This is a genomic window from Paractinoplanes toevensis (assembly GCF_018332695.1).
Taxonomy (GTDB): domain Bacteria; phylum Actinomycetota; class Actinomycetes; order Mycobacteriales; family Micromonosporaceae; genus Actinoplanes; species Actinoplanes toevensis.
In genome coordinates, this window is the sequence record NZ_BOQN01000058.1 from 62,919 (window position 1) to 88,036 (window position 25,118).

Here is a 25,118-nt window from a genome sequence, read left to right on the forward strand (position 1 = left end):
TGACCGACGACCGTCTATCTATAAAGACTGTTGCCGGTAACGCACGCCTCTTCCCCGGAGGAATCCCCCATGCGTAAGACCCGTTTCCTTCTCGCCGCGGCCGTGGTCGCGACGACACTCACCGCCGGTCTGTGGGCCGGCACCCGCAACGACACCGCCGAAGCCGCGGTCGGCCCGGTTACCTGGTCGGACGAGTTCAACGGCGCGGCCAACACCCCGGTCGACTCGTCGAAGTGGAAGTTCGACATCGGCGGCAGCGGCTGGGGCAACAACGAGCAGGAGTACTACACCAACTCGACCAGCAATGTCCGCCAGGACGGCGCCGGCCACCTGGCGATCACCGCCCGTAAGGAGAACCCGGCGAACTACCAGTGCCACTACGGCACCTGTCAGTACACATCGGGCCGCATCCTGACCGCGGACAAGTTCTCGCAGACCTACGGCCGGTTCGAGGCCAGCATCAAGATCCCGAAGGGTCAGGGCATCTGGCCGGCGTTCTGGATGCTGGGCGGCAACAACTGGCCCACCACCGGCGAGATCGACATCATGGAGAACGTCGGCAACGCGCCGAACACGGTCTACGGCACGGTGCACGGGCCCGGTTACTCCGGCGCGGGTGGCGTCGGCGGCAACCGGACGATCGGCTCGGCACTCGGCGACGCCTTCCACACGTACGCGGTGGATTGGTCTCCGAATCTGATCGTCTGGTATTTGGACGGTTCCGAGTACTTCCGGGTCACGCCGTCGAACGTCAGCGGCAACTGGGTCTTCGACCACAACTTCTTCATGATCCTGAACGTCGCGGTCGGCGGCTACTGGCCCGGTTACCCGGACGCCAGCACGGTGTTCCCGCAGACCATGCTGGTCGACTACGTCCGCGTCTCGGCGTGGAACAACGACAACGGCGGCGGCGGTACGGGCACCGGTAACGCGCTGAAGAGCAACTTCAGCGGCCGGTGCATCGACATCCCGGGGGCCAACCCGGTCGACGGTGCCCGCCTGCAGACGTACGACTGCAACGGCACCGCCGCCCAGAAGTGGACCGCCAACAGCGACGGCACCCTGCGGTCGATGGGCAAGTGCATGGACCCGGCCGGCGGTGCGCTGACCAACGGCACCCCGATCCAACTGGTGACCTGCAACGGCAACCCGGTGCAGCGGTTCACCCTGTCGGCGGCGGGTGACCTGGTCAACGTGTCGGCCAACAGGTGTGTCGACATCAAGGACCGGAACAGCGCGAACGGCGCGACCCTGCAACTGTGGGACTGCACCGGCGCGACCAACCAGAAGTGGACCAAGGCCTGATCGCTGCGATCGCCGCCGGCTTCTAGTCGGCGGCGATCCGGTACGCGTCGCCGTAGACCCGCCAGTTCAGCGGGCCCACCAGATCGAGGTTGCTGCGCTTGAGGAACTGCCGCTGGGCGGTGTCGACCCGGGTGGTGTCGCGATGCGCCTCCTCGGTGCGCATCTCGTCGGTCCGCGCGTCGAGGAACGCGTTCAGGTAGGTGATCTCGTCACCGCCCAGCTCCGGCGCCTGGCTCTCGCGCAGCGCCGCGGCCCGGATGCCGCGCAGCCCGGAGACCCCGTGCATGACCGCCGCGTCGAAGTAGGCGAACTGGCCGAGCGCGCGCAGCCCGTCGGCGTGGGCCAGGCGCATGGCCGGTTCGAAGTACATCCAGTCCCGCTCGTCCTCCTGCACCTTCTGGAAGATCGGGTCGCGGGCGGCCTGCTTCCAGGCGGCGGTGAAGCCCGGGTCGAGCCCGGCGTGTGAGTCCGAGCCGTCGACCGTGCGCAGCGCCGGAAGGTACGCCGACAGCACGTTGCCGGGCTTGCGGCGGGTGTACTCGTTGACCACTTCCAGCATGTCCGACGTGCCCGAGCAGAAGCCGACGATGCCGGCCGTGTAGCCGCGCCCGTCGCCGAGGTCCTCGATGTAGGCGTACTGCTCGCGCCAGCTCAGCGTGGAGTTCTCGGCGCTGGAGATCAGCTCGAGCGCGGTCTCCTTCTTCCGGCCGTCGTCCAGGCCGGCCGCCAGCGAGCCGCTCGCCGGGGTCACCGCGCGCAGCGGAGTGGCCTTCGGCCCGTACGCCTTGACCTCGAAGAGCGAGTAACCGCCCCGGTCGCGCCCGCGCTGGGTGGCCAGCACCCGGACGTACCGCCCGGAGCCGTCGAGCCGTTTCAGGTCGTCGGTGCCGCCGTCACCGGAGCGGGTGACGTAGACGTCGTTCCAGTTGGCACCGTCCACCGAGGTCTGCACGCGGTACGACTTCGCGTACGTCCGGTCCCACTTCAGCCGCACCCGATCGACCGCCTGCACCGCCCCGAGGTCGACCCGCACCCACTGGGTGCCCGGACCGTCGGTGCTGGCCCAGCGGGTGGACGAGTCGGCGTCGGTGGCCTTCCCGGCCACCCAGGCCGCGCCCCGGACCGAGGAGGCGATCGCGGCCCGGTCGCGGGAGATCAGGACGTCGTTGTTGGCGCTCGCGGCGACCGAGATCCCGAGCGGCACGCACAGCACGACCGCGATGCCTCCGCCGAGCGCGAGCGTCCTCCGGCGTATCCGCATCCTTCAACGCTAGGTCGGGCTCGCGGCCGACCGCCGCCTCTTTGCCGAAAATCAGCCCTTCTTCCGCCGCCCCCGGGCGATCAGGACGATCGCCAGCACGATTCCGGCGACCACCAGCAGGCAGCACAGGCCGCCGAGGAAACCGAAGAAACCGAACCCGCTGCGCCGCCGGCGGTACTTCGCCGCCTCGATCGCCACATCGGCCACACCATTGCTCGCGGCCCACGCGTGCACCGGAACCACCAGCGTGAGCACCGCACCGGTCACCGCCGCGGCGGCCCGGGACCACCATTTCACTACTGCAGACATGCGGTCCATCGTGCCCGACCTGCGCAAGTGCTTCACAGGCTGTCCGAATTGAGAACGATCGGGCAGGGTAAGAGAGCAGGCGGAACCGAGCAAAGGGGTACGGATGGACGCCGATCTGGTGGCATTGGCCGAGGAACACGGGGTGGCCACCTGGTACGAGGACTGGCACCGCAAGCGCAAGGACGTCGCCGCGGAGTCGGTCGTCGGCGTGCTGGGCCTGCTGGGAGTCGACGCCACCACGCCCGCGGCGATCCGGTCGGAGCTGGCCGCGGTCCGCGAGCGGGACGGGCTGGGCCGGTTGCCGGGGACGATCGTGGTGCGCGAGGGCTCCGGCCGGGAGCTGCCCGGCACCGGCACGATCGAGCTCGAGGACGGCGGCCGCCGGGAGGTGACCGGCGGTGTGCCGGACGACCTGCCGCTGGGCTGGCACCGGCTGCACCTCGGCGGGCAGGACGTCACGCTCGTGGTGGTGCCGGCCGAGCTGCCCGCCGCGCCCGAGACGTGGGGCTGGATGCTCCAGCTCTACGCCCTGCACTCGGACCGGTCGTGGGGCATCGGTGACCTCGGTGACCTGCGCACCTTCCTCGGCCATTCGGGCTCTCCCGGGCTCGTGCTGCTCAATCCGCTGCACGCGATCACGCCGACCCTGCCGGTGCCGGCGTCGCCCTATTCGCCGTCGAGCCGGCGCTTCGCCAACCCGATCTACCTGCACATCGAGGACACGGCCGAATACCGCCGGGCCGATCCCCCGCTGCGCGCCAAGGTCGACGCGCTGAAGCCGGCGCCGGGCAAGCTGATCGACTACAGCCGGGTCTGGCAGGCCAAACGGGCCGCGCTGGAGATCCTGTGGCCGCTGGCCGGCGAGATCGACCTCGAGTCCGATCCGGGCCTCACCGACTTCGCCCGGTTCTGCGCCCTGGCCGAGCTGTACGGCGCGAACTGGCAGGAGTGGCCGGCCGAGTTCCGCCGCCCGGACAGCCCGGCCGTGCGGGCCTTCCACAGCGACCGGATCGCCTTCCACGTCTGGCTCCAGCGGCTGCTGACCGAGCAGCTCACCGCGGTGAAGGAGACGGCCGCGGTGCAGGGCATGCCGGTCGGCATCGTGCTGGACCTCGCGGTCGGCACCGACCCGGCCGGCGCCGACGGCTGGCTGCTGCAGGACGTGCTGGCGGCCGGCGTGCACATCGGCGCGCCGCCGGACGCGTTCAACCAGCTCGGGCAGGACTGGGGACTGAGCGCCTGGCGGCCGGACCAGCTGATCGAGACCGGCTACGCGGCGTACCGGGACATGCTGCGGCGGATCTTCCGGAACGCGGGCGGCCTGCGCGTCGACCACGTGGCCGGGCTGTGGCGCATCTGGTGGGTGCCGCCGGGCATGCACGCCAGCGCCGGGACCTACATCCACTACGACCCGGAGGCGATGCTCGGCATTCTGGCCCTGGAGGCGACCCGGGCCGGGGCGGTGGTGATCGGCGAGGACCTCGGCACGGTGCAGCCCGCGGTGACCGAGGGTCTCGAACGGATGAACATGCTCGGGTCGGCGGTGCTCTGGTTCACCCGCGACTGGAAGGACCCGGACCAGCCCTTCTACCCGCCGGAGGAGTACCCGCGCAACGCGCTCGCCACGGTCTCCACGCACGACCTGCCGACCGCGGCCGGCTTCCTGGCCGGCGAGCAGGTGAAGGTGCGGGCCGAGCTGGGCCAGCTGGCCGGCTCGGTGGAGGACGAGCGGGCGAGCGCCGAGGCCGACCGGGCCGCGCTGAAGGCGGCGCTGCGGGCCGAGGGCCTGATCACCGCGGCCAGCACCGACGACGAGGTCGTGGTGGCGATGCACGAGTTCCTGGCCCGCACCCCGTGCCGCCTGATCACCGCGTCGCTCTACGACGTGCTGGGCGAGCTGGACCAGCCCAACCTGCCCGGCACCTACGAGGAGTACCCGAACTGGCGCATGCCGCTGCGGCTTAGCCTTGAGCAGATCGCCGCGGACCCGCGCATCGAGCGGACCGCCGAGATCCTGCGCACACGTTCGACCAAGGAGACCCGATGAGCTTCATGGACAAGGCCAAAGACTTCCTCGACAAGCACGACGAGCAGGTCGACCAGGCCCTCGAGAAGGTCGGTGACGAGGTCGACAAGCGCACCGGCCACAAGTACTCGGGCCACATCGACAAGGGCGTCGACGAGGCGCAGAAGCGCACCGGCGAGGGCGACACCCGCCCCTAGCCGGCTAGCCGGCCAACGGCTCCGGGCCCGGGTCGTCGTCCACGGCGAACAGCATCGGGTGCAGCGGGAGGAACTGATCGCGCTGCCGGCACAGGGCCGGTGGCAGCAGCGAGGAGCGGTGTTCCGGGTGTTCGCCACAGTGGCGCATGGCCCGGGACACCGCGTCGGTGTGGTGCCGGCCACCGCCGTACTCGCCGCAGCCCAGGCAGTCCCAGCGCCAGAAGAACTGGCCCTCCTCGGACTCGTAGCGGCGGATGCGCAGCGGCGCACCCGCCTCCTCCTTGGCCGCGGCCAGTATCGCGGGCATCGCACCGGTCGGTGGCGGCCCCGACGGGCGGCGCGGCTGATCGCCGATGATCTGAGCCAGCACGTTGCTCGTGGACAAGGCCTACCTCCGTACTCAAATAAGCTTTTCTCAGTTTAAAACGGTCTTCTGGTCGTTTTTGGCGGAATCGGGATGTTCGTGGGGCAGCGGAGAAGATCGGACCGGATCGTGGAGACGGTCGCGTCCGGAATCGCCGAGTTGATCCCGGACGCCGACCGGCCCGAGTCGTTCACGCTGCTGCTCGACGGCGCCCCGCAGTCGCACGTCGACCTCACCGACCCCACCCACCTGGAGTTCGAGTACATCCGGCGGATGGCCGCGGCGATCGACCTGATCGCCCCGGCCGGGCAGCCGTTGCGCGCGCTGCACCTCGGCGGCGGGGCGCTGACGCTGCCCCGCTACATCGCGACGACCCGGCCCGGCTCACCGCAGCGGGTGGTGGAGATCGACGGGCCGCTGGTGGAGATGGTCCGCCGCGAGCTTCCGCTCCCGGCGAAGGCCTCCATCCGGGTACGGGTGGGCGACGCGCGCGAGGCCGTCGAGGGCATGCGCGAGGCCGGGTACGACCTGGTGGTGCTGGACGTGTTCGCCGGCGCCCGGACCCCGGCCCACCTGGCGTCGGTCGACTTCATCCGGCAGGCGGCCCGGGTGCTCGCCCCGGACGGCCGGCTGATCGCCAACGTCGCGGACGGCCCGCCGCTGCGCTACGCCCGCGCCCAGGTCGCCACCATTCGCGCCGCCCTGCCCGAGGCCTGCCTGGTCGCCGACGCCGCGGTGCTGCGCGGCCGCCGTTTCGGCAATCTCGTGGTGCTCGCCGGCCGCACCCCGCTGCCGATCGCCGAACTCACCCGGCGAGCGGCCGGCGACTGGTTCCCGGGGCGGGTCGAGACCGATCTGGACCGATTTGCCGGAGGCGTGGCACCGGTCACCGACAGTAACGCCGTCGCGTCACCGATCCCGCCGGCGGGACTTTTCAGTAGCAGAAAGTAACCAAACGTCGGCCGAAGGTGCAGCAATTTCCGGCCTGTCGTGTAGTCGTCAACAAAACCGGTGTGAAACGCGGCCAGTGACTTGTCGCGGCCGATGTTACTCGGCTGTAATCGGTCCAGCCGCGTTCCACTCGCGGCCGCCGACTGGGGGGTAGGCGCATGACCGAGAAGTATTTCCTGGCCGCGCCGGGCAGCGCGACGACCGGCGTCGACGCCGGCTCCAGAGTGCTGTGGACCGGCCGCTGCGCCGTGGCGGAGTATGCGTTCGAGGAGCCCAGTTCGCTGCCGCGGTGGACTCTGCCGGAGGAGACCGAGGTCGTCATCACCGACGACCGGGTGATCTACCGGGACGTCGTCACCGGCGCCACCGGCGAGCTGCGCTGGCCGTGGCCGCAGCACCTGCGGGTGCAGCCGGGCAACCGGGACACCGGCCGGTCGGCCACCGTCACCCAGATTCAGCTGGTCTGCGCCGGCCCGGGCGGCACGTTCCCCGCGCTGGTCTTCGCGGGCGGCGACATCGCGACGGTCGGTGACGCCGACCGCCTGGCCAACGTGTTACGCCAGACGATCGCGCGTTACCGGGTGGAGCACGCGGCCGAGCTCGGCATCTCGGCGCCGCAGGGCCGCATGCTGTCCCGCCTGGTGATCGGCCCCGAGTTCAGCAACTACCAGGGCGGCGAGGGGCAGACCGTGACGCTGCTCGGCGCGGTCTCGGTCCAGGAGCCCGCGCCCCAGCCCCGCCCGCGCCCGGCCTACGCCGCCTCGGCGTCGGTGCCCGCCCAGCCCGCCGGCCTGCCGATGGCCGGGCACGCCGACTTCGGCACCACGCCACCGCAGATGCTGCGCCCCGGCTTCGACGACGACACCCGGTCCCAGCCGGCCCGCCCGGCCGACCACGCCACCCTGCACGGCACCCCCGACCTGGCCGCCCGCGCCGCGGACCTGGCCGCCCGGGTCGCCAACCTGGTCAGCGGCGGCCTCGGTCCGGCCGAGGCACAGACCGCCAACCTCAACGCCTACCTGGGCGGGCCGGACGACTCGGGCGACCGCGCCGAGCAGATCCGGCGCACCGGGGCCCGGCTCGCCGCCAACTCCGGCCGCGGCCGCGGGGTCGCCCCGCGCCGCCCGATCGACGACGAGATCGGCTCACGCACCCGCAACATCTGACCGGGCGGCGGCCGGGGTGTAACAGCGCCCGTCCGCCACCCGCTCGGTGTGCTCTGCGTGGGCCCGGTGGAGCAGCGCCATCAGCTCCTCCTCGGCCCGGATCTTCGCCCGGTACTTCTCCGGCAGGGCCTTGATGTTCGCCTCCTCGTCGAGCAGGCGGTGATAGATCTTGTCGCAGTACGTCGGGTCCTTCTCGATGTCGAGGAACTCGGTCGCGTGCCGGCGGGCCGCTGCGACATAGGTCTGGGCGCGTCCCTTCGGGCTCAGCAGCGACGCCACCACGGTGAGCAGCAGAATGCCGACGATCAGCCCGAGCGACAGGCCGGTGGAGATCTCGGCGGTGTGGATCGGCTCGCCGTCGTTGATGAACGGCACGTTGTTCTCGTGCATGGCGTGCAGGATCAGCTTCACGCCGATCAGCGCGAGGATCGCCGCCAGGCCGTAGGACAGGTAGACCAGCCGGTCGAGCAGCCCGTCGATCAGGAAATACAGCTGCCGCAGCCCGAGTAGGGAGAACGCGGTAGCAGTGAAGACCAGGTACACGTTCTGGGTCAGGCCGAAGATCGCCGGGATGGAGTCGAGCGCGAACAGGATGTCGGTCCCGCCGATCGCCACCATCACCAGGATCATCGGGGTCAGCACCCGGCGGCCGTTCTGATAGGTGAAGAGCTTGTCCCCGTCGTAGTCGTCGGAGGTGCGCAACACCCGCCGGGCCAGCCGGATCACGAAGTTGTCCGGCGACTCGTCGTCGTCGCCGCGCTGCTCCCGCAGCAGGTTGCCCGCCGTGACCAGCAGGATCAGCCCGAACAAATAGAACACCCAGGCGAACGAGTTGATCAGCGCGGCACCCAGGAAGATGAACCCGGTGCGCGCCACCAGCGACACGGCGATGCCGACGAGCAGCACCTTCTGCTGATCGGCCCGCGGCACCTTGAAGCTCGACAGCAACAGCAGGAAGACGAAGAGGTTGTCGACCGACAGCGCTTCCTCGGTGACGTAACCGGCGAAATACTCCGCGCCCATCTGCCCGCCACCGAAGATCGTGACGCCCAGACCGAACAGCAGCGCGATGCTCACGTAGATCGCCGTCCACCGGGCGGCCTCGCCCAGCGTCGGCACGTGCGCCTTGCGCACATGGAAGAAGAAGTCGAAAAGCAGCAGACCGACAATGCCCAGAACGGTCAGCAGCCACAGCATGCGCACATCCTAGGGAGTAGTGACCGCCGCGCGCAGTTGTGATCTTGTGAGAAACAGAGCATCAGCCAGGTTCGCGCCGCGCAGATCGGCCCCCCGCAGGTCCGCCCCGGTGAAGTCGGCCCGCCGCAGATCGGCCTCGCGCAGGTCGGCCCCGATCAGCAGAGCGCCGCGAAAGCTCGCGCCACGCAGGTCGGCACCACGCATCTTCCGGCCGATCAGGTTGGCACCCCGATGATCCTTGCGGGGCGTGCCGGCCCGCGCGAGATGACTGGCCTTCTGCAACAGCGGGTTGACCTTCCGCCGCTGCGCCTCCGCGTCTTCCGACGCGGGCGTTCCGCCCGCCAGGTGGTCGATCTCGGCGAGAGCCGCACGCAACTTACTGTGTACGGCGACCGCAGCGTCAATCTTGAGCGCCTCGGTCAGCAGCCACATCAGCTCATGCAGCTGCCGCATCGTGGACAGGTCGGCCCCGGGGTTCTCCTGGGTGATCCGCTGCCCCGCCCCGAAGCAGTCGAAGACCACGCAGCCGTGGAAACCCTTCTGGTCGAGCCGCTCGTGAATCCCGCAGAGGAAGTCAGAACCCAGGTTCGGACAGGGTTTCCCGGCCTCTTTGGTGATCGCAAAGTCTGACGATTTAACGAATGCCGGGACAATACAGCAGAGCCCGGCGCAGTTTGCGCAGTCCGCTTCAAGCACCCGTTCGCCCACCTGGCCCAGTCTCCCAGACGGCGTCCCCGGTGGGCGTCTTGGGACCGGAGATGCACTAGCACTGCCGGGGTAACGGGTGAGCCGGTTCACGCGAAATTCCCCCAGGAAATTGCCAGAAAAACCGCTCCAACCCTCAGGGGTCAGGGACCGGCGACCGATTCATCAGGTGTCAAGCGGTGAGCACGGAAGCCCACCGCACAAGAGCCGCGAGGGCGACAATCCGGATGGCTACGAAACAGGGGGAAATGATCCTATGCGTTCTCTTGGCATGCTTCAGATCGCCGGTGGAGTCGTCGCAGCTGGTGTTGTCGCCGCTGGCGCAACCGCAATGACCGGTTCCGGTGTCACGTGGGGTGGCTCCAACGGCGCCACTGCTTCGCAGTTCATCGGTGGCACGGTCGTGCAGACGGTGTCGGGCGCAAACATCACCAACGTCACCTACAACCGCGACGCCACCGGCGCCCAGACCAGCTCGATCGCCATCACTCTGACGTCGACGGTCGGCAAGGTCGTGACCATTACGCCTGCCGGCGGCGCCTGGAGCGACACGACCAACGTCCCCGCTGACGCCGCGGACGCTGACGAGTGGAGCTGCACCGACGGCTCGACCGTGGTCCTGCACGCCACCGCCCCGGCGTTCACGCTTGCCACGGCTACGTCCACCATCACCTGTTCAGCGGCTGACAGTGGAACCGGCGATGCGATTCAGGGCTTCAAGCGTGGGCTCACCGGCCTGTCGATTCAGGTCGCCTAACAGCGCGTAATCAGCGCGTCCGGCCATCCCGGGTGCGAGGCTAGCGATAGCTCATCGCACCTGGGGGAAACCGATTCAGCGTTCTCTACGCACGTACCTCGTGGCCGCCATCCTTGGGATGGCGGCCATCGGTGCTTGGGCGATCATGACGGAACGCGTCGGCTATGTCGTGACCCATGGCACCAGCATGAACCCCGTCTATTACCAGGATGACCTCGTCTTCGTCATGAAGGCCGATTCGTATCATGTCGGGCAAATTGCCGCCTACCATGGGGAAAGTCCCGGCCAGCGGGTCCTCCATCGCATCATCGGCGGGGACGGCTCCGCGGGATTCGTGATAAAGGGAGACAACAACGAGTCGGTCGACCCGCTGACCCCGACCACCGAGGACATGATCGGTCGTGCCGTCCTGCACATTCCCCACGGGGGAATTTGGCTCAAACCCCTGCTGGGCCCGAGCGGCCTGGGAATGCTCAGCTTTCTTGTCATCGGCGGCAGGGCCGCGACGGCACGAACGCGGCGGGAGATTCCGCGGGGACGCCGGAAGAAGAAGGTGAAGGCCATGTCGACGCGCCAGGGAGGCTCGTGGGCGACCGTAGTAACGGCCGTGACGGCGGTCAGACGGCTCTCCCTCATGCTGCGCGCCGCCGCGGTGGTCGCCGCGATCTTGACCTTGTGCGCCCTGACACTGGGAGTTCTCGGCTGGATGAAGCCTCTCGTCGAGACTCGGCCCGCCGCCGCGCCGGCACCCAGTCGATCGATTACCTATTCATATTCCGCGAAGGTGCCGAAGTCGGCCGCCTACGACAACACGACGGTCAACTCACCGGATCCCGTCTTCCGGAAGCTGGCTGACCGAGCCAACCTGAACGCCCGCTACGAAGGTCCGGCCGGTAGGTTCAAACTCGGTGCGACACTGACAAACGGCACTGGCTGGCACACGACCATGACGCTGGTGAGCGAGACGTCGTTCACCAGCACCACCTTTGATGCGACCGTGCCGCTCGATTTCTCCGCCCTGGTCGATCGGGCCGACAACGCCTCAAGAGCCATCGGCGCGTCCCCCACCGGAGCGGTGACGATCGCGCTCACCGCTCAGGTCTCGTCGCCCGGCTTGGCGACGTTGGCAGCCCCGCTTCAAATCGGCATCAACCGCTTCGCGATGACGCTCAGCGAGGGCAAATTCAAGACCGAGGCGGTGGCTGCAGTGGCACCGGACACCGTGGTGCCACGCGAGATAAGTATCTTGGGTCATTCATTCATGACGGCGTCGGTGGCTCGCTCCCGAGCTATTTTGCTCCTGATCGCCGCAGCAGCAGTCGCCGCAGCAGTCGCTCTTGCCGCTCTTCGTCGCTTGCCGGTTCGGACCCGGGCCGAGATCGAGCGCCGCTATCCCAACCTGCTGGTGCAGGTGGAACCGATGGCCAGTCCACCCGGTAAGCCGGTAGTCAACGTCGACAACTTCCCGGCTCTGGTGCGGCTGTCCGAGAAGTACGGTCAGATGATTCTCACCTGGCGGCGGCCGGACGCCGACGACTTCGTCGTGCGGGATGAGGGGATCACCTACCGCTACCGGGTGCCGCTGGATGACGAACCGACACTGCAGAACGTCGACTTCATCAATCGGACCACCTCGGGCACACATCGGCACAAGGCGCCCACTCAGGCCTCTTGACCGTCCCGGCAGACTGGGCCGGTGAAGCGGGCGCAACGACAGCAACTCATCGAGATCGACGAACGGCTCTCCGAGGAGGATCTGGCCGATCGTGCTCTCGTGCACTCCATGGTCCAGGCCGAGTGGTATCGGGCGCAGATGCGCCGTACGCATCAACGTTATGTTTTCTCGGAGTCCGGCGCGCTTCTCCTGGCCGGTGCCGCCACCGTGCTGGCGGCCTTGGACGCTCCGCCCTGGATCACCGCGATCGTGGCCGGGCTGGTCGCCTTTCTCGCCGGGCTGCGCCGCATCGTGTCCTGGCACGACGACTGGCTGGCCGCCTCCGAGGCGCGCGCCAAGGCCACCGCCGAGATCAGCCAGTACCGCCTGCTGCCGGTCGCCGAGCGCACCCCGCAGCGCCAGCGGGAGCTGGTCGCCGCCATCGACGCGCTGGTGCTGACCGAGACGCGCAGCTGGGGGCGTCGCCGACGGGAGAAACTGCAGACCGAACCGGCCGCGTGAACCGGCGGCCTACCCGGCCGCCTCCAGGCTCAGGATGAAGATCGAGCCACCGGCCGGGCCCGGTTCGTAGCGGATGTCGCCGTGGTTGGCCTGGGCCAGGCCGCGGACGATGTAGAGGCCGAGCCCGGCGCCCCGGACGGCGGTGGCGTCGCGGGCGGCCCGGGTCAGACGTTCGAAAAGCCGACTGCGAAATTCTTCGCGGGCACGGCCGCCGGTTCGGCACCAGCAGAGCTTGACGGTTTGTAGATCCGGCCCTCAGCAGCGCGTTTCAGCATCGGGCTCACGCGAACCCCGCAGAAAGCGAGTGGGCCGGATGCACACCCGAGGTACTCCCGCCAAGAATTGGATTTCGGCGACTCTACGCACGTTCTGGGACGGAATGATCTTCGCGGGCGCTTTCCACTTCGGGGTGGCGCTCAGCCGGCAGAGCCAGGGCTGGCAAATCTTCTCTCCGCCCTCGGAGCCCCTCGCGGCGCAACGAGAACGGAGATCCGATGATCATTAGCGCGGTGCACCCTCCGGTGGGCCTACTCGCCCCGGAGTCTGCCCTGAATCTGTTGCTACAGGTTGCCGTCCTGCTCGCGCTGGCCCTCGTGCTGGGCCGGCTCGCCGTTCGGGCCGGGCTGCCCGCGATCGTGGGTGAGCTGTGCGCGGGCGTCGTGGCCGGCCCGTCGGTTCTCGGACATCTCGCGCCGGCCCTGTGGAACAGGCTATTCCCGCAGGTGAGCGAGCAGTTCCACCTCCTCGACGCGATCGGGCAGGTCGGCGTCATCCTGCTGGTCGGCCTCACCGGCATGGAGATGGATCTCGGGCTGGTTCTCCGGCGCGGAACGACCGCGCTCCGCATCGGGGGCTTCGGTCTGATCGTGCCCCTGGGTCTCGGCGTCGCCCTCGGCCTCGTACTCCCCGCGGCTCTGCGCGGAACACACGTCGACCGCTGGAGTTTCGTACTCTTCATGGGCGTGACCATGTGCGTCAGCGCGATCCCGGTCATCGCCAAGACACTCGGCGAGATGGGCCTGACCCACCGCAATGTCGGTCAGCTCACCCTGGCCGCGAGCACCATCGACGACATCGTCGGCTGGCTGCTGCTGTCGATCGTCTCGGCGATGGTCACGGCCGGTATCAGCGGCGGCGCGCTCGCGCTCACCCTGGCCCGGCCGTGGCTGCTGATCGCCGGCGCGGTTCTGGTCGTCCCGCTGCTGGCGCGGCTGGTGCGGCGCTTCGACCGCAGACCGGGCGACGTCGTCCCGACCACCACCGGCGTGGTGACCATCCTGGTCGCCACGGCCGCCGCGGCACAGGCGCTCAAGCTCGAGGCCGTGTTCGGCGCGTTCGTGGCCGGCATCCTGATCGGCACGTTCGGCCGGATCGACCCACGGCGGCTCGCCCCGCTGCGGACCGTGGTGATGGCGGTGCTGGCACCGCTGTTCTTCGCCACCGCCGGGCTCCGCATGGACGTGGCGTCCCTGGCAACCCTGCCGGTCGCGCTGGCCGGTCTGGCGGTCCTGCTGGTGGCGATCGCCGGAAAACTGGGCGGCGTCTACGCCGGCGCCCGGCTGAGCCGGTTGAGCCCGGCCGAGTCGCTCGCGATCGGCGCCGGGCTCAACGCACGCGGCGTCATCGAGATCATCGTGGCACTCACCGGCCTACGGCTCGGCGTTCTCACCCCCGCGGCTTACACGATCGTGGTGCTGGTGGCCATCGCGACGTCGGTGATGGCGCCGCCGCTGCTGCGGGTCACGATGCGCCACGTGGACGAGTCCGCGGAGGAGGTGCTGCGCGCGCAGAACCGGGGCATCACCGACCCGGCAATGAGGTCTTGACTCCTCCGCCCGCGCGGCCCGGGTGGTTCCACCGGAACCACCCGGGCCGCCCTCGGTCACGCGGGGGACGCGACCGAGGCGAGGGGCAGGCCGCACCGGAAGACGTCGTCCCGGTCGTACGCCTGCTTGACGGAGGCCAGGCGGGCGTGACCGGCCTCCCCGAAGATGCGCCGCACGTCACCGGCTGTCTCGGTGCCGGTGACGAAGTTGACGTACGGGCCACCGGTGCCGTGCCGGCCGAGGCGTGTCCCGACCAGTTCGGCCCAGCTGTCCAGGTCGGCCGGGTCATCCGGCGCGGCGAGGGCGTGGGCCGCCACGTGGTGAGCCGCCCAGCGGTACGGCACCGCGCTCGCCGACGCGTCGACGTCGGCGATGGCGCCACCCATCAGCTGAATCTGGATCATGCTGAACGGTGACGGCGCCGAGCCGGCCGCCTCGATCAGATCGGCCACCAGTCCGTCGCCGAGGCCGGTGACGAACGCGCTGCGCCCGCGGGCCCGCTGCCGCCGCGGCACCCGGCCGGCCGGTTCCTGCAGTTCGGTGTAGCGGAGGGCCCGCGACAGCCGCACGATCGGCTCGCCGATCGCCGAGAGACCGTCGAGTTCAGCGGCGGCGTCGCCGAGGGCGGCCGCGACCACCATCAGAACCGGGCGGAACCGCCATGGCTCCGGCACGAAGGGGGCGGGTGGCGCGCTGCCCAGTGTCAGCCGAACCGCGACGGAGCGGGACAGGGTGGCGCATCGCACGGCGTACTCGTCCAGCCAGCTCTGCGCCCGGTCGAGCGGGTGCAGAGCGATCAAGCCGGTCAGCCGGCGCAGCGGATGGACGCGCAGCTGTAGGCCGGTCACGACGCCGAAGCTGCCACCGCCGCCACGCAGCGCCCAGAACAGATCAGGGTGACTCGCACGATCGGCCCGTACGGCGGTGCCGTCGGCCAGCACCACCTCGGCCTCGAGGAGATTGTCCGCCGTGAGTCCCGCGCTGCGCTGCAGCCAGCCGAGACCACCGCCGAGTGCGGTTCCGGCCACCCCCACCTCGGGCACGTCCGCGCCGGTGACGACCAGTCCGGCGGCTTGAGTCAGCTCGTCGACCGCTCCCCACCGGACGCCACCACCGACCCGGATCGAGCGGCCGGCCGCGTCCAGGCCGACGTGGGACAGCTCGCTGAGGTCGATGACCACCGCGTCGTCGGCCACGCCGAACCCGGCGTGGCTGTGCCCGCCGCCGCGGACCGCCACCGCCAGGCCGTTCGCGTGGGCGTGGCGGACCACCGACGCAACCTCGCCGGCGTCGGCCGGCCAGGCGATGAGAGCGGGGCGGCGGTCCACGTCGGCGTTCCACGTGCCGCGCCCCGCTTCGTAGTCCGGATCGCCTGGAGCGGCCAGACGGCCGTTCAGAGATTCGCGGAGCCGGGCCAGGCCGGCCGGTCGGGAAGTCACGATGGCACCTCTTACCGGAAATCGTCGGAACAATCGGCCAACGGACCCTAATCCTGATCGCTATAGAAGCGGTCAAATTCAATGTGTCCAGCACTGAAGAACTCCTGAAGGACCGCTGTAGCAAGCCGGGGTTGACCGCGGAGCGCAATCCGATAATCCTTGTTCCATAGCCGCCGCGACATTGAAGAACCGAGAAAAGAATGGGTGAATTCAAGCTCGACGAGCTGCTGGACCTGACCCGTAATCATGCGGGCGAACCCGATGACGTAGATCTTGACGAGCGCATCGTGGACGTGATGTTCGAACATCTCGGATATGACTCCGTCGCGCTTCTCGAGGTTCTGAGCCAGATCCGGTCCAGCTACGGAATCGATCTTTCCGACGACGTCATGAACCGGAACCGAACGCCGCGGGAAGTGCTCGACGCGGTCAATGCCGTCATCCAACGGAGGGGAAAATGACGCACCCGATACCGGACGACCTGCACGCCCAGCACCTGATCCTGCTGGCTTGCTCGAACCGGCTGTCCCAGATCGTCGAGGCCCTGGTTGAGCTCGACGTGGCCACCCTGCTCGCGGACGGCCCGCTGCCGATCGCGACGCTGGCCGAGAAGACCGCCACGCACGAACTGTCGCTGTACCGGCTGCTGCGCTGCGCCGCCGCGGTGGGCATCTTCGCCGAGGGCCCGCAGCAGGTGTTCGCCCTGACCCCACTGGCCGAGGGTCTGGTCGCCACCAACCCACAGGGCGTGCTCACCCTGGCCCAGTACAACCGGTCGGAGCTGACCAACGCCCCGTACCGGCACTTCATGCACAGCATCCGCACCGGCGAGGCGGCCTTTCCCCGGGCCTTCGGCATGCCGTTCCTCGAGTACCTGCACACCCATCCCGAGGTCGACGCCGGCTACGACCGGTTCATGTCGCACTGGAGCCGGCAGTTCGCCGAGGAGGAACTGCGCGAGTGGGGCTTCGACCGGTTCTCCAGCATCGCCGACCTGGGCGGCGGCGACGGCTACTTCCTCAGCCAGGTCCTTGCCCGATTCCCGCAAATGCGGGGTCACCTGATCGAACTGCCGTGGATCGCCGAGAAGGCGCAGACCCTGCTGACCGCCGAGGGCTTCGCCGACCGGGTCACCGTGCAGCATGCCGACCTGCTCGAACAGGCTCCCCCGGCCGGGTTCGACGTCTACTTCCTGAAGGCCGTCCTGCACGACCTGAACGACGAGGACGCCCGCACGGTGCTGGGCAATGTCCGCGCGGCGATCGGCGACTCCGGCGCCCGTCTGCAGGTCGTCGACTCGGTGCTCGATCCGGGCAACGGCTGGGACCACGGCAAGTTCCTCGACCTCGACATGCTCGTGCTGCACGGCGGCCGGGAACGGACCCTCGACGACTGGAACACCCTTTTCAGCGATACCGGGTTCCGACTGGTGTCGACGCCGATCTACCACTGGACCCTGCTCGAATGCGAAGCGATCTGAACGGAGGCGGAAAATGACTGCCCACACTGTTTCACGGGCCGACATCAACCGGATTCTCGAGGTGAATATCGGACTAGAACCCGATGTCATCGCGGACGCCGGCAGCGCGTCGCTGACCGACCTCGGAGTGGATTCCATCGGCATCATCGAACTGGAGAAGGTCCTTCTCGACGAATTCGGGATCGTACTGCCGGATGAAATTCCGGCGATGAGTATCGCCGATGTCCTGGCCCACGCGCAGAAAACGAAGGAGGAAGTCTGATGGCCGGCAGCACCGACAATTTCGTCATCATCGACGCGCCACTCGACGTCGTCTGGAAAATCACCAACGACGTCCGCGGCTGGCCGAACCTGTTCACCGAGTACGCCAGCGTCGAGGTGCTCGGCGAGACCGCGAACAGCGTGCGGTTCCGTCTCACCATGGTGCCCGACGACGACGGCACCGTGTGGAGCTGGGTCAGCGAGCGGGTGACCGATCCCGACCAGCACACCGTCTCGGCCCACCGGGTCGAGACCGGCCCGTTCGAATACATGTGCATCGGCTGGGACTACACCGCCGAGGGCGAGTCGGCCACCCGGATGCGGTGGCGCCAGCGTTTCTCCGCACGGCCCGAGGCTCCGTTCGACGACGAGGCGATGACCAAGCGCATCAACGACAACACCGTCATCCAGATGGCCGCGATCAAGGAGAAGATCGAGCGGGCCACGGCATGAAGACCCTGCACCGCTGGTTCGCCGACAGCGTCGACCGCGATCCGGAGGCGGTCGCGCTCGAGCTGTCCGGCGACCGGCTGACCTACCGCGAACTGGACGCGCTCGCCGCCGCCATCGCCGCCGTCCTGCGCGGCGGCCACCGGATCGGTCTGCACGCCAACCGCTCGCTCACCGCCTACGCGGGTTACCTGGCGATTCAGCGCCTGGGCGCCACCGTGGTGCCGATGAGCCCCGCGTTTCCCCCGGCCCGGCTCGACGCCGTGGTCGCCGCGGCCGGCCTGGACGCGGTGCTGACCGACGATCCCCGGTTCCGCTCGGCGGTGCCCGTTCACCTGGTCGACGACCCGCGCCGGCTCGGACCGAGCGAGTCGCCGGCGCTCGACGCGGACCTCGAGGACGACGCCTACATCCTGTTCACCTCGGGCTCGACCGGAACACCGAAGGGCGTGCCGATCCGGCACCGGCACATCTCGGCCTTCCTCGAGCACGTCATCGACCGGTACGAACTGGGGCCGGGCGCCCGGGTCTCGCAGACCTTCGACCTGACCTTCGACCTGTCCATGTTCGACCTGTTCGCGGCCTGGGGCTCGGGGGCGACGCTGGTCGCCGCGACCCGTGGTGACCTGCTCGCCCCGGCCCGGTACGCCGAACAGGCGCGGCTCACCCACTGGTTCTCCGTGCCGTCGGCCGTCTCGACGGCACGGCAACTGGGCCGACTCAAGCCCGGCTCGATGCCGACACTCCGGTGGAGCCTGTTCTGCGGCGAGCAACTGACCCTCCAGCAGGCGCAGGCGTGGCAGGCCGCGGCGACCGACAGCGTCCTGGAGAACCTGTACGGCCCGACCGAGCTGACCCTGGCCTGCACGCAGTACCGCCTGCCGGACACCGTGGAGGTGGTCACCCCGAACGGCACGGTGCCGATCGGCGAGCCGTACCCGGGACTCGACGTGCTGATCGTGGACGCGGACGGCCACCCGGGTGACGAGGGCGAGCTGTGTGTCCGCGGGACACAACGGTTCGCCGGCTACCTGAACCCGGCCGACAACGATGGCCGGTTCCTCCACCTCGACGCCGGCCGCGCGACCTCGGCCGGCCCGCTGACCACGGTGGACGCCGATCTCTGGTACCGCACCGGCGACCTGGTGCGTCGTTCCGGCACGGGCCTGGTCCACCTCGGACGGCTGGATCATCAGGTCAAGGTCCAGGGCTACCGGGTGGAGCTGGGCGAGATCGAGGCGGCCTTGCGAGACATCGCCGGGGTACGGGATGTGGTCGTCCTGGCCCGAACCGCCCCGGGCGCGCCGACCGTGCTGCACGCCGTCTACACCGGCGTCGAGCTCGACGACGCACTGCTGCGGGAGACCCTGCGCGGACGGCTGCCGCATTACATGGTTCCCCGCTCCACCGAACACCGCGAACAGCTTCCGCTCAACGCCAACGGCAAGTTCGACCGGCGGAAGCTGGCCGAGCTGACCGCCGCACGCTGACCACGACAGGACCGCCACCATGCAGCGCGTCATCTTCATCGACCGGATGCCGACCGACAACGCCGCCGCGGTAGCCGACGCCTGGAGCGAGCACGACCGCACCGATCTGCCCCGGCTCATCGGGGTCCGGCGGCGCTCGCTCTACGCCTTCCACGGTCTGTACGTCCACGTGGTGGACGGCGCCGAAGGGCTGGAACAGGACCTGACCGAACGGATCCTCAGCTCCCGGGCCGACCCGTCGTTCGTCCGGATCCGCGACCGGCTGGGGCGGCTGCTCACGCCGTACCGGTCCGACACCCGCAGCCTGGCCGACACCCGGGCCGAGGAGTTCTACCGCTGGGAAGCACCGGAGGAGTTCTGATGACCGTACTTCGCAAGGTCGCCATGGGCGAGATCGCACCCAGCCGCCGCCTCGGCGCGGAGATCCGATTTCTGCTGACCGCCGGCACGGTCGGAGCCCGCAGCGGGTTTCTCGGCACCATGTCGATCCGGGACGGCGAGTTCGTCGCCGCCCACCTGCACCCGTACTCCGACGAATTCGTCTTCCTGGCCGACGGCTCGCTGCGGCTGACCCTCGACGGCGAGGAGTACACCCTCGAGCGGCACGAGGCGATCCTCATCCCGAAGGGCACCGCCCACCGCATGCACAACGTGTCCGGCGGCCCGGCCCTGGTGGTCTTCGGTGTCACACCGCTGGCCCCCAGCCCCGAGCAGGGTCACGTCGAGTTGGAGGCCCTGCCTGATCCGGACGCGGCGCCGCCCCGGGTGGGTGCGTAACCATGCGACGAGCAGTCATCACCGGCATCGGCGTGATCGCGCCCGGCGGCGTCGGCGCCAAGAACTTCTGGGACCTGATCACGTCCGGCCGGTCGGCGACCCGAATGGTCACCATGTTCGACGCTTCCCGATACCGGTCCCGGATCGGCGGCGAGGTCGACTTCGACCCGCTGGCCGCGGGCCTGACCGCGGAGCAGTCGTCCGGTCTGGACCGGATGATTCAGTTCGCCCTGGCCGGGCTCGGCGAGGCCTGGCAGGACGCCGGGCTCGACGGCACGGCTCCACCCGCGGGCCGTACGGCGGTCAGCGTCGGCACGGCGGTCGGCTGCACGATGGGCCTGGAGAGCCAGTACGCCGCGGTCAGCGAGCACGGGCAGCGCTGGCTGGTCGACCACACCAGGGCCGCCGATCACCTCTTCGACTTCTTCGTACCGTCCTCGCTGGCCCGCGAGGTCGCCTGGGCGGCCGGCGCGGAAGGCCCGGCGGCGGTGGTCTCCACCGGTTGCACCTCCGGTCTGGACGCCGTCGGTTACGCGTTCGACCTGATCAAGGACGGACTCGCCGACATGGTCGTCACCGGGGCCTCGGACGCACCGCTGTCGCCGATCACCTACGCCTGCTTCGACGCCCTGCGGGCCACCTCGCCCGACAACCACGACCCGGCCGGCGCCTGCCGCCCGTTCGACCTGACCCGTAACGGCTTCGCGCTCGGCGAGGGCTCGGCAATCTTCATCCTGGAGGAGCTGGAACACGCCCGCCGCCGACAGGCATCGATCTACGCCGAGCTGACCGGTTTCGCGACCCGCTCGAACGCCTACCACATGACCGGCCTGCGGGCCGACGGACAGGAGATGGCCGAGGCGATCACCGCGAGCCTCGATCAGTCCCAGCTCAACCCCGAGGACATCGACTACATCAACGCTCACGGATCGGGCACCCGGCAGAACGACCTGCACGAGACCAACGCGTTCAAACGCGCGCTCGGCCACGCCGCGTACGGCATCCCGATCAGCTCGATCAAGTCGATGATCGGGCACGCGCTCGGCTCGGTCGGATCGATCGAGATCGCCGCGTGCGCCCTCGCGATCCACCACGGCACGATCCCGCCGACGGCGAACCTGCACGAGGCCGACCCCGAGTGCGATCTCGACTACGTGCCCCTGATCGCCCGTACCGGCCGGTACGACTCGGTGCTCACCGTGGGCAGCGGCTTCGGTGGCTTCCAGAGCGCGGCCGTGCTCCGGCGTTACACCGGGGGTGCCTCGTGACCGTGGTGATCACGGGGATGAGCGCGATCGCGCCGAACGGGCTCGGTACCGACGAATACTGGGCGGCCACGCTGCGGGGACGCTCCGGTATCCGCCGCATCAGCCGATTCGAGACCGACTCGTACCCGGTGAAGCTGGGCGGCGAGATCACCGACTTCCAGCCGCGCGAGCACGTCCCCGGCCGGCTCGTCCCGCAGACCGACCGGGTCACCCAGTACGCCCTCGCCGCCACCGGCTGGGCCCTGGCCGATGCCGGCACAGAACCCGAGGAGACCGACCCGTACGACTTCGGGGTCCTCACCGCCAGCGGTTGCGGCGGCTTCGAGTTCGGTCAGCGGGAACTGCAGAAGCTGTGGAGCGAGGGCCCGCACCGGGTCAGCGCGTACCAGTCCTTCGCCTGGTTCTACGCGGTCAACACCGGCCAGATCTCCATCCGGCACGGCGCTCGCGGGCACAGCTCGGTGCTGGTCACCGAGCAGGCCGGCGGCCTCGATGCGCTTGCCGCTGCCCGACGCCACCTGCGCCGCGGCACGATGCGCACGGCGATCAGCGGCGGCCTGGACGCACCGCTGTCGCCGTGGGGTCTCACCGCGCAGATCCCGAACGGCCTGCTGAGCACCGCGGACGACCCGGCCACCGCGTACCGGCCGTTCGGGTCCGGAGCCGGCGGTTACGTGGCCGGCGAGGGCGGAGCCATCCTGGTCCTGGAAACCAAGGAGACCGCCCGCCGCCGCGGCCGGGACGGCTACGCCGAAGTGGCCGGGTACGCCGCCACCTTCGACCCGTCGCCGCGCTCGGGCCGGCCGTCGAATCTGGCGGCCACCATCCGTGGCGCGCTCGACGACGCCGGATGCGCGCCCGGCGACGTGGACGCGGTCCTCGCCGACGGGCTCGGCACCACCGGTGGGGACACGGCCGAGGCCGCGGCGATCACCGAGGTCTTCGGCGACCACCGCGTTCCGGTCACCGTCCCCAAGACGCTCACCGGGCGGCTGTACGCCGGCGGCGCGGCGCTCGACGTGGTCTGTGGGGCACTGATGCTGCGCGACCAGGTCATCCCGGCCACCCACAACGTCACCGAGGTACCCGGCGAATACCGCATCGACCTCGTCCGCGGATCGCACCGTGAAACCCCGGTCCGCAGTGTGCTGGTACTGGCCCGGGGCCACGGCGGATTCAACTCCGCGCTCCTGCTGCGCGCGGTCCCGACCGCTCACTGAACGGAGACTCGCATGGGCACCATCCGGATCGACGACGACTACTACACCCTGATCAACATCTTCCGGGTGAAACCGGGCGACCAGCCGCGCATCTATGCCGAGGTCCTCGGCGCGACCGAGATCATCCAGCACTTCCCCGGCTTCGTCTCGGCCAACGTCCACCTCGGCGACGACGGCACCACCGTCGTCAACTACGCCCAGTGGCGCAGCAAAGAGCTGTTCGACGCCATGCAGCGGCACACGTCGGTGCAGGAGCACTTCCGTGCCTGCCGGGAGATCGCCGAGATCGACTCGGTCTTCTGCCGCGCCCGCTACACCCACCAGCGGGAGGCGGCGCTATGACCGTCACCGACCGGCCGACCCGCCGCTGGATCTCCCGTTTCGGCGGGAACGACGACAGCTGGGTGCGCTGCGGCGGTTGCCACCACTCGATCTATCAACGCCGCCTGGAACGCAACACCATGGTGTGCCCGGAGTGTGGCCACCACTTCCGGCTCACCGTGCGGCAGCGCCTCGACACTCTGCTCGACCCGGGCAGTTTCGCCCGGTTCGGCGCGGACGTCGCCGCCCACGACGTGCTGCGGTTCCACGACACCAAGCCCTACTCGCAGAGACTGGCCGAGAGCCGGCGCCGCACCGGCAACCAGGCCGCCGTCGTCTGCGGCACCGGCGCGATCGAGGACCATCCGGTGGTCGTCGCGATCCTCGACTTCGGATTCCTCGGTGGCAGCATCGGCACCGCCGGCGGTGAGCTCATCTGCATGGCCGCTCGGGAGGCGCTCCGGCGGCGGCTGCCACTGCTCATCCTGGCCGCCTCCGGGGGTGCCCGGATGCAGGAGGGCGTGCTGTCGCTCATGCAGCTGGCCCGCACCAGCCAGGAGCTCGCCCGGCTGCACGAGGCCGGCATCCTGGTAATCAACATCAACACCGATCCGACGTACGGCGGTTCCACCGCCTCGTTCGCCTCCCTCGGTGACCTGATCATCGCCGAGCCGGGCGCCCGCATCGGCTTCGCCGGACCCGCCGTGATCAGCCAGACCATCCATCAGGCCCTTCCCGCGTCCTTCCAGACCGCCGAATACCTGCACCGCAACGGGCAGATCGATATGGTCGTGCCGCGCGAGGCGCTGCGCCCGACGCTGGGCCGCCTGCTGCGGATGCACGCCACGTCCGTTCCCGTCCCGGCGACGGGCCAGTCGGATACGGTGCTGATCACCGACGCCGCCCGCCTGTCGCACCGCACGGCGTCCGACGTCGTTGCCCGGGCCCGGGACACCGCCCGCCCGACCACGCTCGACCACTGCGCCGGCATGCTCGAGGACTTCGTGGAGCTGCACGGCGACCGGCTCGGCGGCGGCGACGACCCCGCCATCGTCGGCGGCCTCGGCCGGCTGGCCGACCGGACCGTTGTGGTCATCGGCCACCAGAAAGGCCACGACATCGCCGAACTGACGCGGCGCAACTTCGGGATGCCGCAACCGTGGGGTTACCACAAGGCCCTGCGCCTGATGGAGTACGCGGCCCGCTTCGGCTTCCCGCTGGTCACGTTGGTCGACACACCCGGCGCATACCCCGGCGTCGAAGCGGAGCAGCGCGGCCAGTCCTACGCGATCGCCCGGTGCATCCAGCGAATGACCACGCTGCCGGTACCGGTCGTCACCGTCGTCACCGGGGAGGGTGGCAGCGGTGGCGCACTCGCCCTGGCGGCGGGCGACCGCTTGCTGATCATGGAGAACGCGTACCTCTCGGTGATCAGCCCGGAGGGCTGCTCCACGATCCTGTTCGGCGACGCCTCCTCCGCCGCCCGCGCCGCCGGCCTGCTCGGCCTGACCCCGGCCGACCTGCTGGCCGCGCGGCTGGTCGACGGCGTCATCCCGGAGACCGGCGAGTCCACCGGCCCAACGCTGCGGGCCGCCGTCATCGCCGCCCTCGACGATCTCGCCGGTCTCGGCCCCGCCGAGTTGCGTGACGCGCGCTACCGCCGGATCGCCGCCTTCGACGGCGGGCTCGGCACCCGCTGACCCATTGCCCGCTAGCGAAGAAAGGCCCGCGCATGGAGCCGTTAGCAGAACTCGGGAAGATCGCCGAAATGGTCGTCGACCGGCTGCCGCCCGGAGTCACGCGGCTGAGCGTCCGCTCCGGCGACTGCCAGATCGATGTCGACTGGGAGCCCGGCCAGTCCCGCCCGGAGTCGGTGGTCACGCCCGCGGCCCCCGCCGAGCCGGCTCCCGCGCAGACCGGCCTCAGCACGCTCAAGGCACCCATGGTCGGCACCTTCTACGCCCGCCCGGAACCCGATGCCGCGCCGTTCGTCTCGCCCGGCGACCGGGTGAAAGCCGGTACCCAGGTGGCCCTGATCGAGGCGATGAAGCTGTTCGCCCCGGTCGCCGCGCCGGCCGACTGCGAGATCGTCGCGATCCACCCGGCCGACGGCGACATGGTCGAGTACGACGAGGTCCTGATGGACTTCGTCACGCTCGAAGGCTGAGGCCA

General features: G+C 69.6%; 26 protein-coding genes and 2 pseudogenes. 21 read left to right on the forward strand and 7 right to left on the reverse strand.

All coding sequences use genetic code 11. From position 1 onward, the window contains the following. The first annotated feature begins 69 nt into the window (after window positions 1-69). Complete coding sequence (locus tag Ato02nite_RS21800; RefSeq protein WP_213008444.1) at window positions 70-1,305, forward strand: glycoside hydrolase family 16 protein; 1,236 nt, start codon at window positions 70-72, stop codon at window positions 1,303-1,305. A gap of 22 nt (window positions 1,306-1,327) precedes the next feature. Here the strand turns inward: Ato02nite_RS21800 and Ato02nite_RS52560 are convergent, their stop codons facing one another. Then, a complete protein-coding gene (locus Ato02nite_RS52560; protein ID WP_213008445.1) occupies window positions 1,328-2,566 on the reverse strand; it encodes a chitosanase in 1,239 nt (412 codons plus the stop codon). 51 nt (window positions 2,567-2,617) lie between these two features. After that, the gene (locus Ato02nite_RS21810) at window positions 2,618-2,875 is read right to left on the reverse strand and encodes a hypothetical protein (RefSeq protein WP_213008446.1); all 258 of its coding nucleotides are present in this window, start codon (window positions 2,873-2,875) and stop codon (window positions 2,618-2,620) included. Between the two features lie 103 nt (window positions 2,876-2,978). Between Ato02nite_RS21810 and malQ the strand changes: the two genes are divergently transcribed. Both malQ and Ato02nite_RS21820 read left to right on the forward strand, forming a co-directional pair. Continuing rightward, window positions 2,979-4,922 (forward strand): 4-alpha-glucanotransferase, encoded by a 1,944-nt coding sequence (malQ, locus tag Ato02nite_RS21815; protein ID WP_213008447.1) that lies wholly within the window; start codon window positions 2,979-2,981, stop codon window positions 4,920-4,922. Then, entirely contained in the window at window positions 4,919-5,098 is a 180-nt protein-coding gene (locus Ato02nite_RS21820) for an antitoxin (RefSeq protein ID WP_213008448.1), read from the forward strand. Before malQ ends, Ato02nite_RS21820 begins: the two co-directional genes overlap by 4 nt. Window positions 5,099-5,102: 4 nt before the next feature. On the opposite strand, the gene Ato02nite_RS21825 is transcribed toward Ato02nite_RS21820, so the two are convergent. Beyond that, window positions 5,103-5,483, reverse strand: coding sequence for a hypothetical protein (locus Ato02nite_RS21825; protein ID WP_213008449.1), 381 nt, complete (start codon window positions 5,481-5,483; stop codon window positions 5,103-5,105). Between the two features lie 78 nt (window positions 5,484-5,561). On the opposite strand from Ato02nite_RS21825, the gene Ato02nite_RS21830 reads away from it, so the two are divergent. After that, window positions 5,562-6,413: a spermidine synthase gene (locus Ato02nite_RS21830; protein WP_213008499.1), complete on the forward strand. Its 852-nt coding sequence runs from the start codon at window positions 5,562-5,564 to the stop codon at window positions 6,411-6,413. A gap of 158 nt (window positions 6,414-6,571) precedes the next feature. Further along, a complete protein-coding gene (locus tag Ato02nite_RS21835; RefSeq protein WP_213008450.1) occupies window positions 6,572-7,579 on the forward strand; it encodes a translation initiation factor 2 in 1,008 nt (335 codons plus the stop codon). Between the two features lie 228 nt (window positions 7,580-7,807). Here Ato02nite_RS21835 and Ato02nite_RS21840 read toward each other — a convergent pair. Both Ato02nite_RS21840 and Ato02nite_RS21845 read right to left on the reverse strand, forming a co-directional pair. Continuing rightward, a pseudogene (locus Ato02nite_RS21840) lies at window positions 7,808-8,776 on the reverse strand (TerC/Alx family metal homeostasis membrane protein); the annotation flags it as partial. 9 nt (window positions 8,777-8,785) lie between these two features. Further along, window positions 8,786-9,484, reverse strand: coding sequence for a pentapeptide repeat-containing protein (locus Ato02nite_RS21845; protein WP_246607296.1), 699 nt, complete (start codon window positions 9,482-9,484; stop codon window positions 8,786-8,788). A gap of 268 nt (window positions 9,485-9,752) precedes the next feature. Between Ato02nite_RS21845 and Ato02nite_RS21850 the strand changes: the two genes are divergently transcribed. The 3 genes from Ato02nite_RS21850 (at window position 9,753) to Ato02nite_RS21860 (ending at window position 12,414) form a co-directional block, all read left to right on the forward strand. Then, window positions 9,753-10,238, forward strand: a complete 486-nt coding sequence (locus tag Ato02nite_RS21850) for a hypothetical protein (protein ID WP_213008452.1) — start codon at window positions 9,753-9,755, stop codon at window positions 10,236-10,238. A gap of 100 nt (window positions 10,239-10,338) precedes the next feature. Continuing rightward, complete coding sequence (locus Ato02nite_RS21855; RefSeq protein ID WP_213008453.1) at window positions 10,339-11,913, forward strand: DUF5305 family protein; 1,575 nt, start codon at window positions 10,339-10,341, stop codon at window positions 11,911-11,913. A 21-nt stretch (window positions 11,914-11,934) separates the two neighbouring features. Further along, window positions 11,935-12,414, forward strand: coding sequence for an SLATT domain-containing protein (locus Ato02nite_RS21860; RefSeq protein WP_213008454.1), 480 nt, complete (start codon window positions 11,935-11,937; stop codon window positions 12,412-12,414). A gap of 9 nt (window positions 12,415-12,423) precedes the next feature. Here the strand turns inward: Ato02nite_RS21860 and Ato02nite_RS53040 are convergent. Next, window positions 12,424-12,618 (reverse strand): annotated as a pseudogene (locus Ato02nite_RS53040) (ATP-binding protein); the annotation flags it as partial. A 290-nt stretch (window positions 12,619-12,908) separates the two neighbouring features. On the opposite strand from Ato02nite_RS53040, the gene Ato02nite_RS21870 reads away from it, so the two are divergent. Then, the gene (locus tag Ato02nite_RS21870; RefSeq protein WP_213008455.1) at window positions 12,909-14,240 is read left to right on the forward strand and encodes a cation:proton antiporter; all 1,332 of its coding nucleotides are present in this window, start codon (window positions 12,909-12,911) and stop codon (window positions 14,238-14,240) included. 56 nt (window positions 14,241-14,296) lie between these two features. Here Ato02nite_RS21870 and Ato02nite_RS21875 read toward each other — a convergent pair whose 3' ends face one another. Then, window positions 14,297-15,679, reverse strand: a complete 1,383-nt coding sequence (locus Ato02nite_RS21875) for an FAD-binding oxidoreductase (protein ID WP_213008456.1) — start codon at window positions 15,677-15,679, stop codon at window positions 14,297-14,299. Between the two features lie 200 nt (window positions 15,680-15,879). Here Ato02nite_RS21875 and Ato02nite_RS21880 point away from each other — a divergent pair, with 200 nt between their 5' ends. Genes Ato02nite_RS21880 through Ato02nite_RS21930 form a run of 12 tightly spaced genes read left to right on the forward strand, consistent with a single transcriptional unit; the run spans window position 15,880 to window position 25,113 of the window. Then, window positions 15,880-16,140 carry an acyl carrier protein gene (locus Ato02nite_RS21880; protein WP_213008457.1) on the forward strand — a complete coding sequence of 87 codons (261 nt, stop codon included), beginning with the start codon at window positions 15,880-15,882 and terminating at the stop codon, window positions 16,138-16,140. Then, window positions 16,137-17,159 (forward strand): methyltransferase, encoded by a 1,023-nt coding sequence (locus Ato02nite_RS21885; RefSeq protein ID WP_213008458.1) that lies wholly within the window; start codon window positions 16,137-16,139, stop codon window positions 17,157-17,159. The genes Ato02nite_RS21880 and Ato02nite_RS21885 overlap by 4 nt, the downstream gene beginning before the upstream one ends. Before the next feature lie 13 nt (window positions 17,160-17,172). Beyond that, window positions 17,173-17,421, forward strand: coding sequence for a phosphopantetheine-binding protein (locus Ato02nite_RS51775; protein WP_246607297.1), 249 nt, complete (start codon window positions 17,173-17,175; stop codon window positions 17,419-17,421). After that, the gene (locus Ato02nite_RS51780; protein WP_246607298.1) at window positions 17,421-17,873 is read left to right on the forward strand and encodes an SRPBCC family protein; all 453 of its coding nucleotides are present in this window, start codon (window positions 17,421-17,423) and stop codon (window positions 17,871-17,873) included. Before Ato02nite_RS51775 ends, Ato02nite_RS51780 begins: the two co-directional genes overlap by 1 nt. Beyond that, window positions 17,870-19,360 (forward strand): amino acid adenylation domain-containing protein, encoded by a 1,491-nt coding sequence (locus tag Ato02nite_RS21895; protein WP_213008459.1) that lies wholly within the window; start codon window positions 17,870-17,872, stop codon window positions 19,358-19,360. Before Ato02nite_RS51780 ends, Ato02nite_RS21895 begins: the two co-directional genes overlap by 4 nt. Before the next feature lie 19 nt (window positions 19,361-19,379). Further along, the gene (locus tag Ato02nite_RS21900) at window positions 19,380-19,721 is read left to right on the forward strand and encodes a TcmI family type II polyketide cyclase (protein ID WP_213008460.1); all 342 of its coding nucleotides are present in this window, start codon (window positions 19,380-19,382) and stop codon (window positions 19,719-19,721) included. Beyond that, window positions 19,721-20,137: a cupin domain-containing protein gene (locus Ato02nite_RS21905; protein WP_213008461.1), complete on the forward strand. Its 417-nt coding sequence runs from the start codon at window positions 19,721-19,723 to the stop codon at window positions 20,135-20,137. The genes Ato02nite_RS21900 and Ato02nite_RS21905 overlap by 1 nt, the downstream gene beginning before the upstream one ends. A 2-nt stretch (window positions 20,138-20,139) precedes the next feature. Then, window positions 20,140-21,405 carry a beta-ketoacyl-[acyl-carrier-protein] synthase family protein gene (locus tag Ato02nite_RS21910; protein WP_213008462.1) on the forward strand — a complete coding sequence of 422 codons (1,266 nt, stop codon included), beginning with the start codon at window positions 20,140-20,142 and terminating at the stop codon, window positions 21,403-21,405. After that, window positions 21,402-22,625, forward strand: a complete 1,224-nt coding sequence (locus tag Ato02nite_RS21915) for a ketosynthase chain-length factor (RefSeq protein WP_281419770.1) — start codon at window positions 21,402-21,404, stop codon at window positions 22,623-22,625. The genes Ato02nite_RS21910 and Ato02nite_RS21915 overlap by 4 nt, the downstream gene beginning before the upstream one ends. Before the next feature lie 12 nt (window positions 22,626-22,637). Next, complete coding sequence (locus tag Ato02nite_RS21920; RefSeq protein WP_213008463.1) at window positions 22,638-22,967, forward strand: antibiotic biosynthesis monooxygenase family protein; 330 nt, start codon at window positions 22,638-22,640, stop codon at window positions 22,965-22,967. Then, complete coding sequence (accD, locus tag Ato02nite_RS21925) at window positions 22,964-24,646, forward strand: acetyl-CoA carboxylase, carboxyltransferase subunit beta (RefSeq protein ID WP_246607299.1); 1,683 nt, start codon at window positions 22,964-22,966, stop codon at window positions 24,644-24,646. The genes Ato02nite_RS21920 and accD overlap by 4 nt, the downstream gene beginning before the upstream one ends. Window positions 24,647-24,678: 32 nt before the next feature. Beyond that, window positions 24,679-25,113, forward strand: coding sequence for an acetyl-CoA carboxylase biotin carboxyl carrier protein (locus tag Ato02nite_RS21930; RefSeq protein ID WP_213008503.1), 435 nt, complete (start codon window positions 24,679-24,681; stop codon window positions 25,111-25,113). The last annotated feature ends 5 nt before the right edge of the window (window positions 25,114-25,118 follow it).